Here is a 12,074-nt window from a genome sequence, read left to right on the forward strand (position 1 = left end):
ATCGAGCCCAGCTTGTGTCTTCCTCCAAAGAGAAGGTTCGGCTTCCGCGGTCAGGGGGCGGCCCCGGAACGGGCCGCTGCCGGGACGCCCGCGCCCCTGGTTGTCTGACGGGTCGTCAGCTAACGTCGTCCCCTCTCGTCAGCTCCCCGTGGGCTTCCCACGCACTCGCGTCCACTCCCGTCCACCGCGTGAAGGGGGACTCCCCATGCCCGTCACGGTCGTCCGCTTCAACCTGGTCGAGCCCGGCGCCACCCCTGCCTCGCTCAGCGCCCGCTACCGGGCCGCGCTGGAGATGGCCGCCTACGCCGACGAACACGGGATCACCACCGTGCAGACCGAGGAACACCACGGCGTCGGAAACAACTGGCTGCCCTCGCCGTTCGCCTTCGCGGGCGCGGTGTTCGGGGCCACCCGCCGGATCGCGGTTACCGTTTCCGCGATCATCGGCCCGCTGCACGACCCGCTGCGCCTGGCCGAGGACATCGCCGTACTGGATCTGCTGAGCGGCGGACGGCTGGTCACCGTGGCCGGGATCGGGTACCGGCCCGAGGAGTACGCCCTGTTCGACGTGGACTGGAAGCGCCGCGGCCGGATCCAGGACGAGGTCCTGGAGACCCTGCTGCGGGCGTGGACCGGCGAGGAGTTCACGTACCGGGGCCGTACGGTACGGGTCACCCCGCGCCCGTACTCCGACCCGCACCCGTTGCTCCTGGTCGGCGGTTCCTCGAAGGCCGCCGCCCGCCGGGCCGCCCGGCTCGGCCTGCCCTTCTTCCCCAGCGCGCATCTGCCGGATCTTGAGGCGTACTACAAGGAGCGGCTGGTCGAGTACGGCACCGAGGGCTGGACGATGATGCCCGCCGCCGAGACTCCCCTGCTGCACCTCGCCGAGGATCCGGACCGGGCGTGGGCCGCGTACGGCGAGCACTTCCTGCACGAGGCGCGGACGTACGCCTCCTGGCAGTCCGGCGACATTCGCTCGGCCGTGCGATCCGCGGCCACGACGGTGGAGGAACTCCGCGCGGAAGGCGTCTACCGGATCCTGACACCCGAGGAGTGCGTGTCCCAGGGCCTGGACAGTCTCGTCCTGCATCCGCTGGCGGGCGGGATGCCGGTGGACGAGGGGTGGCGCAGCCTGCGGCTGCTCGCGGACCGGGTCCTTCCGGCTTTGGACGACTGATCAAAGATCACCGCCGCCCCCTGCCCGCTCGGCGGCGGAACAGGGGGCGGCGGACGGTACGGGGAGAGGGGCAGCGGGGACTTGGCCCTTCTCCCCGAGTTCGCGGGGGCTCGACGGGCGGGTCAGCCCATCTCCTCCAGGGTCTTGCCGTTCGTCTCCTTGACGTACTTGAGGACGAAGGGGATGGAGAGCGCGGCGAAGACCGTGTAGATCACGTAGGTGAGGGAGAGGTTCCAGTCGGCCAGCGACGGGAAGCTCGCGGTGATGGCCCAGTTGGCGATCCACTGCGCGGCGGCGGCCACACCCAGGGCGGCGGCGCGGAGCCGGTTCGGGAACATCTCGCCGAGGAAGACCCAGACGACCACACCCCAGGACAGGGCGAAGAAGAGCACGAACACGTGGGCGGCGATCAGGGCGATCCAGCCCTGGGTGGCCGGCAGCTTGCCGCCGACGAGATCGAAGGAGAACGCCCACGCCTCCAGCCCGAGGCCGATCACCATGCCGACGGACCCGATGAGGGCCAGCGGCTTACGGCCGACGCGGTCGACGAAGATCATGGCGATCACGGTGCCGACGATGTTGATGATCGACGTCGTGAAGGAGTAGAAGAACGAGTCCGTCGGGTCGACGCCGACCGACTGCCACAGGGTCGAGGAGTAGTAGAACGCGACGTTGATGCCGACGAACTGCTGGAAGACCGAGAGGCCGATGCCGATCCAGACGATCGGCTTGAAGAAGAAGCCGCCGCCCAGCAGGTCCTTGAAGGACGACTTGTGCTCGCTCTTCATCGCGTGCTCGATCTCGGTGACGCGCGCGTCCAGGTCGATCCTGTCGCCCTCGACCTCTTCGAGGATCTCGCGGGCCCGCTCGTGCTTGCCCACGGAGATCAGGAAGCGGGGGGACTCGGGGATCGCGAAGGAGAGCAGACCGTAGAGGACGGCCGGGATCACCATGACGCCCAGCATGACCTGCCAGGCCTCCAGGCCCATCAGCTTGCCGCGCTGGTCGCCGTCGGCGGCGTTCAGCAGGCCCCAGTTGACCAGTTGGGAGATGGCGATGCCGATGACGATCGCGGCCTGCTGGAAGGAACCGAGGCGGCCGCGGTAGGCCGGCGGGGCGACCTCGGCGATGTAGGCGGGGCCGATCACGGAGGCCATGCCGATGGCGAAGCCGCCGACGACGCGCCAGAAGGCGAGGTCGTAGAGCGCGAAGGGCAGCGCGGAACCGACGGCGCTGATCGTGAAGAGCGCAGCGGAGATCTGCATGCACCGGATGCGGCCGATGCGGTCGGCTATGCGGCCGGCGGTCGCGGCACCGATGGCGCAGCCGATCAGGGCGACGGCGATGACCTGTGCCAGGGCCGCCGAGCCGATGTCGTAGCGGCCCCGGATGGCCTCGACGGCACCGTTGATCACGGAGCTGTCGTAGCCGAAGAGGAAACCGCCCATCGCGGCCGCCGCCGCGATGAAGATGACGTGCCCGAGATGATCGGGGTGAGCCGAAGCGGCTCCTGACTTGGATGCCTGCGCTGTGCTGGTCACGTGTACTCCTCGGGCCACCGGCAACGCTGCCGGCGTGGGAACGACCCTCCGGTGGCGCCCAGCATGGGCTGCCCACCACCTGAAGGCAAAAGCAACGTTGCAGAGACTATGCCTTCAAGTTTCGAAGTCAACAGAGGGTTCGGTGTGGATTGTGAGACCACCGGCCGACAGCTATGTGTTCATTAAGTGAAGCCATCAAGAACCGCAGGTGGCGATAGCTGTAATGCGCATGGAATTAGCGCAGACGCTGCGAGATGACCTTCGACACACCGTCGCCCTGCATGGAGACGCCGTACAGCGCGTCGGCGACCTCCATCGTCCGCTTCTGGTGCGTGATCACGATCAGCTGGGAGGCTTCCTGCAACTCCTGCATGATGCGGATCAGCCGCTGGAGGTTGGTGTCGTCGAGCGCCGCCTCGACCTCGTCCATCACATAGAACGGGCTGGGCCGGGCCTTGAAGATCGACACGAGCAGCGCCACGGCCGTCAGTGACCGCTCACCGCCGGAGAGCAGCGAGAGCCGCTTGACCTTCTTGCCCGGCGGACGCGCCTCGACGTCCACACCCGTGGTGAGCATGTTGTCGGGGTCGGTCAGGATCAGGCGCCCGTCACCGCCGGGGAACAGCCGGCCGAACACGCCCTCGAACTCGCGGGCGGTGTCCCGGTAGGCCTCGGTGAAGACCTGCTCGACGCGCTCGTCGACCTCCTTGACGACCTGGAGCAGGTCGGCGCGGGTCTTCTTCAGGTCCTCCAGCTGCTCGCTGAGGAACTGGTGGCGTTCCTCCAGCGCGGCGAACTCCTCCAGGGCGAGCGGGTTGACCTTGCCGAGCTGCTGGTACGCACGCTCTGCCGCCTTCAGCCGCCGCTCCTGCTCCGCCCGGTGGAACTGCCTCGGCCGGTTGCGCGGGTGCTCGGGGTCCTCCGGCAGTTCCTCGCCCTCGGCGGGGGGCGAGGGCGGCACCAGCTGGTGCGGGCCGTACTCGGCCGTGAGCCCCGCCGGTTCCACACCGAACTCCTCCAGCGCCTTGGTCTCCAGCTGCTCGATCCGCAGCCGTTTCTCGGCGCCGAGTACCTCGCCTCGGTGGACTGAATCCGTCAACTTGTCGAGCTCCGCCTTGAGATCGCGCCCCGCGGTGCGCGCGGCGGTCAGCTCCTGCTCCCGTCGGGCCTTGGCGGCTTCGGCGGCGGTGCGCTCCTCGTCGGCCCGCGTGAGGGAGACCTCGACGTGCGCGAGCAGTTGCCGGGCGCCGGAGGCCACGGCCTGGGCGACTGCGGCCTCGTGTCTCAGGCGCGCCCGTCGTTGCTCCGCGCGGGCGCGTGCCTCGCGTTCCGCGCGGGCGGCCCGGTCGAGCGAATCGGCCCGCCCGGCGAGCCCCTTGACCCGTTCCTCGTGCGTACGGACCTGGAGGCGGGCCTCCATCTCGGTCTGCCGGGCGTTGGCCCCGTCGGCGGCGAGCCGGTCGCGCACCGATGTGTCGGGCTCCTCCTCGACCGGCATCTCCTCGGCGACGGCGAGCCGTTCGGCCAGTTCCTCGACGTCCCCCAGGGCCTTGTCGAGCGCCTCCTGCGCCCGGGCGGCGGCGGCGACGGACCGCTCGGCCTCTCCGGCGGCACCGCGCGCCTGCCCGGACAGCCGCCCCAACTGCTGGGCCACCGCCGACTTCTCCCGGTCGGCGGCCCGGCGCCGCTCCCCCAGTTCCTCGACCCGCGCGGCACACTCCCCACGCCGCTCCACCGCCGCGTGCTGCGCCTCGGTCAGCTCCTCACACCGCACGGCCAGCTCTTCCAGCTCCGCGGCCGCCTCGTCCACGGACGCCTGCACTTCGAGCAGGCTCGGCGCCCCGGCGGACCCGCCCTGCGCGAAGTGCGCGCCCAGCAGGTCGCCCTCGGCGGTCACCGCGGTGAGGTCGGGTCGCGTGTACACCAGATCCTCGGCGTCCTCGAGGGTGCCCACGACGACGATCCCGCGCAGCAGACGTCGTACGGCGGGCATCAGGTCAGCGGGGGCGCGGACGAGGTCGGCCGCATACGGCGGCCCCTCGGTCCGGGCCTCCCGCGGTACGTCGTCGGCAGCGCCGCTCAGCAACAGCGCCGCCCGACCGGCGTCCTGCTTGCGCAGCAGGCGGATCGCGTCGGCCGCGGCCGACGGGGTGGTCACCGCGAGGGCGTCGGCGGCGGCACCGAGGGCCGCGGCCAGGGCGACCTCGTGCCCCGGGGTCACGGTGAGCAGTTCGGCCGCCGGGCCGAGCAGGCCGGATAGGCGGTCCTTCGCCGAGAGCAGCGCGCCGGTGCCGTCCTTGCGCCGCAGGCCCAGCGCCAGCGCCTCGTGGCGGGCCTGGGTCGCGGCCCGGCTGCGTTCCGCCGCGGTGACCGACTCCCGGGCCGCGGTGAGCTGGGCCTCGGCCTCGGCGAGTTCGCGCTTGGCCACCTCGTGCCGCTCGGCGAGTTCGGCGTCGCCGGCGTCGAGTCCGTCGACCTCGGCCTTGAGCGCCTCGTACTCCTCCTGCGCGGCCAAGGCCCGCTCCTGCGCCTCGTCCCGTGCGGCGGCCAGCCGGTCGATCTCGGCCTGGGCGGAGCCCGCCCGCGAACGGGCCGCGTTGACCTGGCCGTTCAGCCGGGCCAGTCCCTCACGGCGGTCCGCGATGGCCCGGGCCACGTCCTTGAGGCGCCGTTCTTCCTGGGCGAGTTCGCGCTCCAATTCGGAGCGGTGCGCGACCGTGTCCTCCAGGGCGTGCTCGGCCGCCTCCAGGGCCGCCTCCAGTTCGGCCTCCTGCTCACGAATGCGGGCGGCCTCGCGTTCCATGTCCTCCGGGTCGCGTCCGCGTCGTTCCTCGAGGGGCGCGGAGGTGGCGCTCTTCACCCGCGCCTCGGCCAGCGAGATGGTGCCGCGCACCCGCTCGGCCAGCTGTGACAGCTCGTACCAAGTCTGCTGGGCGCGCTGGAGCCGGGGCGAGAGCTGCCGTACCTGGTCCTCCAGGAGGGCCTCGCGCTGCAGGGCCCGCTTCAGGTCCAGCTCCGCGGTCTCCTTGCGCTCCTTCAGCGCGGCCTCGTCGGCGACCTCGGCGCTCAGCGCGTTGTGCAGCCGTACGAGATCGTCGGCGAGCAGGCGCAGGCGGGCGTCGCGGAGGTCGGCCTGGATGACGGCGGCCCGTCGGGCGACCGCGGCCTGGCGGCCGAGGGGCTTGAGCTGGCGCCGCAGTTCGTCGGTCAGGTCCTGCACGCGCGCGAGGTTGGCCTTCATCGCGTCCAGCTTCCGCAGCGCCTTCTCCTTGCGCTTGCGGTGCTTGAGGACGCCCGCGGCCTCCTCGATGAAGGCGCGGCGACCCATGGGGTCGGCGTGCAGAACGCCGTCGAGCTGGCCCTGGCCGACGATGACGTGCATCTCGCGGCCGATGCCCGAGTCGGACAGCAGTTCCTGGATGTCGAGGAGCCGGCAGGTGTCGCCGTTGATCTGGTACTCGCTGCCACCGTTGCGGAACATGATCCGCGTGATGGTGACCTCGGCGTACTCGATGGGCAGCGCCCCGTCGGAGTTGTCGATGGTCAGGGACACCTCGGCGCGGCCCAGCGGAGGGCGGCCGGTGGTGCCGGCGAAGATGACGTCCTCCATCTTGCCGCCGCGCAGCGACTTGGCGCCCTGCTCGCCCATGACCCAGCTGAGCGCGTCCACCACATTGGACTTTCCCGAGCCGTTCGGTCCGACGACGCACGTGATCCCCGGTTCGAACCGGAGTGTGGTCGCCGAGGCGAACGACTTGAACCCCCGGAGGGTCAGGGCCTTGAGGTGCACGCCGCTGGACTCTACCTTCCGGGGGTGTCTCACTCCATGAACCCGCGGTTTCACCCATGAACATGCAGGGCACATCAGACGTTGAAGAGAGTGAAAGGATGCGGGGGCAAAAAAGGCGGGGGAAAGAAAGAAGGGACGCCGAAGCGTCCCTTGCAACTCTGACAACTTAGCGGTTGATACAGGCTGCCCAACCACTGCGTGAGCTGTCGTGGAGCGATGCAGTGATCAGGTGAGCGCGGGCTCCGCCTGGTGTGCGTCGATGCTCTCCATGATCCTGTCGTGAGAAGCGGCAGCCGCGAGCGCGTCGTTCTCGGCCTGGATCCGTACAAGCTCGGATTCCAGGTCCTGGACGCGCTGCTGGAGCCGTCGCATCTCGGCGAGGAGTCGAGGGTCGGAGCCGCCGACGTAACCGAGAAGCGCCTTTGCCATGATGGATGGTCCTCCACAATGAGTGACCGACCGAAGCGGTGTGGGTCGTGAGGGATTCGCACCCGCGGTGCTTGGCACTGTTGAGTTGTGCTGCCGTTCATCCATGCCAAACAGCTAAGGTGCGCGGGGTGCTTTCAGCGTCTCACCAAAAAGTTTGACGGTCAACACGATCACACCCCGTATTGGCGGCAACCCGGATCCACGCGGCCTGGAACGGCGGCGCTGCGACTCCCACGGGGCCCTCGGAGCAAGGCGATCATCCTTACCCGGCGAGCCTGCCACCGCAAGCGGTTCTTGGCAATCACCAGGCTTTTTCTGCTCCGGGCAGGTGCCAGTGGCATGCTCCTCCGCTTCCGCCTGGGCTGTTTGACTGAACGGGTCAGCGGATGGCGAACCCGTCGTAACCCCCGCGCGGTGTGTCCCAGATCTCGGTGACACCAGCCACGTGCCCGGGCGTGTCGTCGCCCTGGAGCCAGTCGAGGAGACCTTGACACCCGGCGGGCGGGCCCTCGGCGACCACCTGGACCCGGCCGTCGGCCAAATTGAGAGCAAAGCCACTCAGGCCGCCGATCTCCAGCGCCTTGGCCCGCGTGAACCAGCGAAAACCCACACCTTGAACGCGTCCCCGCACCCAGGCAACCAGCCGTACATCGTCACTCATGAGTGCAACCTAGCCGCGCAATGTCTCTTCGGACACTTCCTCCTCCGGCGCCATGCGGTACCGTCCCCACCCAATGAATCTCATATGAAACTCACATCGTGTGAGTTTTGTGACCTTGGTTGACCGGGGGGACGCGTCGACCGCACAGGACGAGGAAGGCAAGGACATGGGACGCCACCGACGCTCCGCCGCCGGCCGCGCCGCCACCAGCCGCGCCACGGGGGTCGCACCATCGCACGGCTCGTACCGGGGCAGCCACGACCCGCAGGACTCGTACAGCTTTGACTACGGGTCGCGGAGTTCTTCTGTTCAGGACCCGCAGTACCCCTACCCCCAGGACCCGCAGGATCCGTACGCCTCGGACGGCCGCCCTAGCGGCGGCACGGCTCCTTATCTGGACCCCGAGGCGTACACCGAGACCTCCGCGCGCAGTGCCGCCTACCTCTTCGCGACGGAGGAGGACTACGCCACGGTCTTCGGCACCGACGCCGCGTCCTCCCGTGGTGGTGGCTTCACGCCCGACGGAGGTTCCCGGTCCGGGCGGTCGCGCCGCCGCAAGAGGAGGACGTCGACGCCGGTCAAGACCGGTCTGCTCGGGGTCTCCGCGGCGGTCGCGCTCGGGACGGTCGCGGTCGCCACGGGCGCGGTGCCCGGCCTCGACAACTACCGGCTCGGCGGCGAAACCAACAACGGCGGCGGCAGCGTGCAGGCCGCCGGCACGCCGACCAACAGCCCGGTCGAGCAGGGCGGCACCTCCGGCAGCGCCGAGAGCCGCGAGGAATCCACCTCGACCAGCCGCGGCGGGGCCGATCGTTCCCTCTCCCCCACGCCCTCCCCCTCGACGTCGTCTGCGACGGCCGCGCCGACGCCCACCAAGGCGCCGCCGACGAAGCCGGAGACCACGCCCAGCGAGAAGCCGCAGGCCCCGGCCTCGCGTGCGGCCACCAGGGCGCCGGAGCACACCAGTGCCCCGGTGGCCGTGTCCGCCGAGAACCAGGCCGCGGCCCAGGTGCTCAAGCTCGTCAACCAGGAGCGGGCGAAGGTGGGCTGCAGCGCGCTGTCCGCCAACAGCGCGCTGTCCGACCTGGCCGAGGACTTCAGCGACGCCATGGCCAAGCAGAAGTTCTTCGACCACACCGACCCGAGTGGCGCGACGCCCTGGGACCGTGCGGCGAAGGCCGGGATCACCGATCTCGGCGGCGAGAACATCGCGCGGGGGCAGGCCACCGCGGCCGCGGTGATGAAGGCCTGGATGAACAGCCCCGGCCACAAGGCCAACATCCTCAACTGCGACTTCAAGACGTTGGGGGTCGGCGTGCACTTCGGGTCGGGCGGCCCGTGGTGGACGCAGGACTTCGGGTACTAGTGCCCGACAGGTTGCACTAACTCACAGTTAGTGCAACCTGTCGGTAAGCGCTGCGTTCGCGTACGCTTGAGTTATGGACATCACCCAGGAGCGCACGGAGGCGCAGGACCTCCCGTACAACGTGTTCGCCAAGGCCTGCCCGTCGCGCGGCACGCTGGAGCACGTCACGGGACGTTGGGGCGGGCTCGCGCTCGGCGCCCTGCACGAGGGTTCGCTGCGCTTCAACGAGCTGCGCCGCCGGGTCGACGGCGTGAGCGAGAAGATGCTGTCCCAGACACTGCACGCGCTGGAGCGCGACGGCCTGGTGCACCGGGAGGCCCAGCCGACGAACCCGCCCCGGGTGGACTACGAACTGACCCCGCTCGGCCACGAGGTCGCCCAGCGCCTGCTGGACCTCATCCACTTCGTGGAGGGCAGGATGGACGAGGTCCTGGCGGCCCGGGAGCGTTACGACGAGACACGCGGGGCGCGCTGACAGCGCGGGCAGAAGTAGCTGGACCGGTTCATCCACGGCCGTCGGCGCATCGGGGTGGCACAGCGCTTGCAGGGCAGGCCCGCACGCCCGTACGCGTCGAGCGACCGGTCGAAGTAGCCCGACTCGCCGTTGACGTTGACGTACAGGCTGTCGAAGCTGGTGCCGCCGACGGCGAGGGCCTCGTTCATCACGTCCCGGATGTGGCCGATGAGTTGGGCGGTGCGTGGACGGGTGAAGTGCGCGGTGGGGCGCTCGTAGTGGATGCGGGAGCGCCAAAGGGCCTCGTCCGCGTAGATGTTGCCGACGCCGCTGATCAGCGACTGGTCCAGCAGGGCCCGTTTGACGGTGGTGCGCTTGCGGCGCAGGGCCTGGTGGAAGGCCTCGTCGTCGAAGAGCGGGTCGAGGGGGTCGCGGGCGATGTGCGCGATCACGTCGGGCAGGCCGTCGGGGCTCGTCTCGTGCAACGACAGGCCGCCGAAGGTGCGTTGGTCGACGAAACGGAGTTCGGTGGACTCCTCCTCGGAGGCGTCCGGCGTCGGCGGGTCCGCGAAGGCCAGCGGGTCCGCGAACCGGATCCGGATGCGCAGGTGTTTCTCGTCGGGCGCCGCGTGCGGCTGGACCAGGAGCTGGCCGCTCATGCCGAGGTGGGCCAGGATCGCCTGGTGGGTGTCCTCCAGGGGCAGCCACAGATACTTGCCGCGGCGGCTGGGGGTGCCGATGCGGTGGCCCTTGAGGCGGTGCGCGAAGTCGTCCGCTCCGGCGACATGACGTCGTACCGCACGCGGATGCAGCACCTCGACCTCGGCGACCGTACGGTGGGCGACCCACCGTGCCAGGCCGCGCCGGACGACCTCGACCTCGGGCAACTCGGGCATGGGGCTCCCCCGTCACGAACCGGTGTATGAGGCGAGCGCCCACCCCGGGACACAAGTCCAGGGGCGGGCGCTCGGATGTGCTCGTTCGGTCAGGCGGAGACGGACGACGGTCCTTCGTCGTCCGCGACGGTCTGCTGGGCCGCCACCTTGGCGCGCTCGTCCGCCGCGGCCCGGATGGACCGCCACGCGGATTCCGCGGCCTGCTGCTCCGCCTCCTTCTTGCTGCGGCCGGTGCCGGTGCCGTACGAGACGCCTCCGACGCGGGCGGCAGCAGTGAAGGTCTTCTCGTGGTCGGGGCCGGTCTCCGTGACCAGGTACTCGGGGACACCGAGGCCTTCGGTCGCGGTGAGCTCCTGGAGACTGGTCTTCCAGTCCAGGCCGGCTCCGAGGTTCGAGGACTTCTCGATCAGTGGGTCGAACAGGCGGTGCACCAGCTCCGCCGCCGAGTCCAGTCCCTGGTCGAGATAGACCGCGCCGATCACCGCTTCCAGGGTGTCGGCGAGGATGGATGCCTTGTCCCGGCCGCCCGTGCCCTCTTCACCGCGGCCGAGCCGGATGAAGGAACCCAGGTCGAGCCCGCGGCCGACCTCCGCCAGCGCACGCGAGTTGACCACCGCGGCCCGCAGCTTGGCCAGTTGGCCTTCCGGCAGGTCGGGGTGGATGCGGTACAGCGTGTCCGTGACCACGAGGCCGAGTACGGAGTCCCCGAGGAACTCCAGGCGCTCGTTGGTCGGCAGGCCGCCGTTCTCGTACGCGTAGGAACGGTGGGTCAGCGCACGCACCAGAAGGGCGGACTCGAGTGTGTACCCGAGCCGCCCTTCCAACAGCGTGTGGGACGAGGCTGTGTTGTCCGCCGGGGCACTCCCGCTCACGCGGGACCCGTTCTTCTTGGGCGTGGACACTGTGCCTCTCACCGGCCGCTCAGACCTCGAGGACCTGGCGCTTGTTGTAGGTACCGCAAGCCGGGCACGCGATGTGCTGCAGCTTGGGCTCGTGGCAGCGCTCGCACGCAACCAGGGTGGGGACCGCAGCCTTCCACTGCGACCGGCGGTGGCGCGTGTTGCTGCGCGACATCTTCCGCTTCGGAACAGCCACGGCTACTTCTCCTGCTTCTCGTCGACGCCCGCTTCGGCGTCGCTGGTGTCGTCCTTCTCGCCATCTTCGAGTGAACCGGCGAGTCCCTGCAGTGCCGCCCAACGGATGTCGACGGCGTCATGGTGGTGGCCCGGATCGTCCGCAAGACGTGCTCCGCACTGGGCGCACAGTCCTGGGCAGTCTTCCTGGCACACCGGCTGCATCGGCAGTGCGAGCACCACCGCATCGCGCAGCACGGGCTCGAGGTCGAACAGGCCGTCCTCGATGAAGAGCGTGTCCTCGTCGTCCTCGGCGTCGTCGGCCGGCTCCGCCTTGGGGCGGCCCCGGTCGTCGGCGTCAGGGTACGAGAACATCTCCTGGAAGTCCGCTTCGAGCTTCAGCTCCAGCGGCTCCAGACACCTTACGCACTCCCCCTCGGCCGTTGCACGGGCGGTGCCTGTGACAAGCACACCTTCCATGACCGACTCGAGTCGGAGTTCGAGCTTCATCGGGGCGCCTTCCGGCACTCCGATGACCTCCTGGATACCGAGATCCTTGGGAGCGTCGATCGTGCGGGTCAGGCGCTGCAGCGCACCAGGCCGCCGACCCAGCTCGTGTGTGTCGAACACGAGGGGGTTGCGGTGGTCGAGGCGGGCGTTCAGAGCCATTCCAACTTTCGATCTGCT

Annotated in this window: 11 protein-coding genes; 3 read left to right on the top strand and 8 right to left on the bottom strand. The window is 69.8% G+C overall.

Features of this window, described 5'->3' with window-relative positions; translation table 11 throughout:
* Nucleotides 1-205: 205 nt before the first annotated feature.
* Entirely contained in the window at nucleotides 206-1,177 is a 972-nt protein-coding gene (locus tag ABZ027_RS13165; protein WP_356767482.1) for an LLM class flavin-dependent oxidoreductase, read from the top strand.
* Between the two features lie 122 nt (nucleotides 1,178-1,299).
* Here the strand turns inward: ABZ027_RS13165 and ABZ027_RS13170 are convergent, their stop codons facing one another.
* The 4 genes from ABZ027_RS13170 to ABZ027_RS13185 form a co-directional block, all read right to left on the bottom strand.
* Complete coding sequence (locus ABZ027_RS13170; protein WP_356767484.1) at nucleotides 1,300-2,718, bottom strand: sugar porter family MFS transporter; 1,419 nt, start codon at nucleotides 2,716-2,718, stop codon at nucleotides 1,300-1,302.
* A gap of 235 nt (nucleotides 2,719-2,953) precedes the next feature.
* Nucleotides 2,954-6,508: a chromosome segregation protein SMC gene (gene smc, locus ABZ027_RS13175; protein ID WP_356767486.1), complete on the bottom strand. Its 3,555-nt coding sequence runs from the start codon at nucleotides 6,506-6,508 to the stop codon at nucleotides 2,954-2,956.
* A gap of 225 nt (nucleotides 6,509-6,733) precedes the next feature.
* The gene (locus ABZ027_RS13180) at nucleotides 6,734-6,937 is read right to left on the bottom strand and encodes a hypothetical protein (RefSeq protein ID WP_016432419.1); all 204 of its coding nucleotides are present in this window, start codon (nucleotides 6,935-6,937) and stop codon (nucleotides 6,734-6,736) included.
* Nucleotides 6,938-7,316: 379 nt separating this feature from the next.
* Nucleotides 7,317-7,598 carry an acylphosphatase gene (locus ABZ027_RS13185; RefSeq protein WP_356767488.1) on the bottom strand — a complete coding sequence of 94 codons (282 nt, stop codon included), beginning with the start codon at nucleotides 7,596-7,598 and terminating at the stop codon, nucleotides 7,317-7,319.
* Between the two features lie 166 nt (nucleotides 7,599-7,764).
* Here ABZ027_RS13185 and ABZ027_RS13190 point away from each other — a divergent pair, with 166 nt between their 5' ends.
* On the top strand, nucleotides 7,765-8,964 hold the full coding sequence (locus tag ABZ027_RS13190) for a CAP domain-containing protein (RefSeq protein WP_356767490.1): 1,200 nt from the start codon (nucleotides 7,765-7,767) through the stop codon (nucleotides 8,962-8,964).
* Nucleotides 8,965-9,037: 73 nt separating this feature from the next.
* The gene (locus ABZ027_RS13195) at nucleotides 9,038-9,439 is read left to right on the top strand and encodes a helix-turn-helix domain-containing protein (RefSeq protein WP_356767492.1); all 402 of its coding nucleotides are present in this window, start codon (nucleotides 9,038-9,040) and stop codon (nucleotides 9,437-9,439) included.
* On the opposite strand, the gene mutM is transcribed toward ABZ027_RS13195, so the two are convergent.
* From mutM to ABZ027_RS13215, 4 genes are all read right to left on the bottom strand, one after another.
* A complete protein-coding gene (mutM, locus tag ABZ027_RS13200; protein ID WP_356767494.1) occupies nucleotides 9,412-10,314 on the bottom strand; it encodes a bifunctional DNA-formamidopyrimidine glycosylase/DNA-(apurinic or apyrimidinic site) lyase in 903 nt (300 codons plus the stop codon). The two genes, ABZ027_RS13195 and mutM, sit on opposite strands and share 28 nt — an antisense overlap.
* A gap of 89 nt (nucleotides 10,315-10,403) precedes the next feature.
* Entirely contained in the window at nucleotides 10,404-11,186 is a 783-nt protein-coding gene (gene rnc / locus ABZ027_RS13205; RefSeq protein WP_356767496.1) for a ribonuclease III, read from the bottom strand.
* A 49-nt stretch (nucleotides 11,187-11,235) separates the two neighbouring features.
* Nucleotides 11,236-11,409 carry a 50S ribosomal protein L32 gene (gene rpmF, locus ABZ027_RS13210; protein WP_006139588.1) on the bottom strand — a complete coding sequence of 58 codons (174 nt, stop codon included), beginning with the start codon at nucleotides 11,407-11,409 and terminating at the stop codon, nucleotides 11,236-11,238.
* 2 nt (nucleotides 11,410-11,411) lie between these two features.
* Entirely contained in the window at nucleotides 11,412-12,056 is a 645-nt protein-coding gene (locus tag ABZ027_RS13215) for a YceD family protein (protein ID WP_356767498.1), read from the bottom strand.
* Between the last annotated feature and the right edge of the window lie 18 nt (nucleotides 12,057-12,074).

Origin of the sequence: Streptomyces sp. NPDC006332, assembly GCF_040612855.1 — a bacterium.
Classification (GTDB): domain Bacteria; phylum Actinomycetota; class Actinomycetes; order Streptomycetales; family Streptomycetaceae; genus Streptomyces.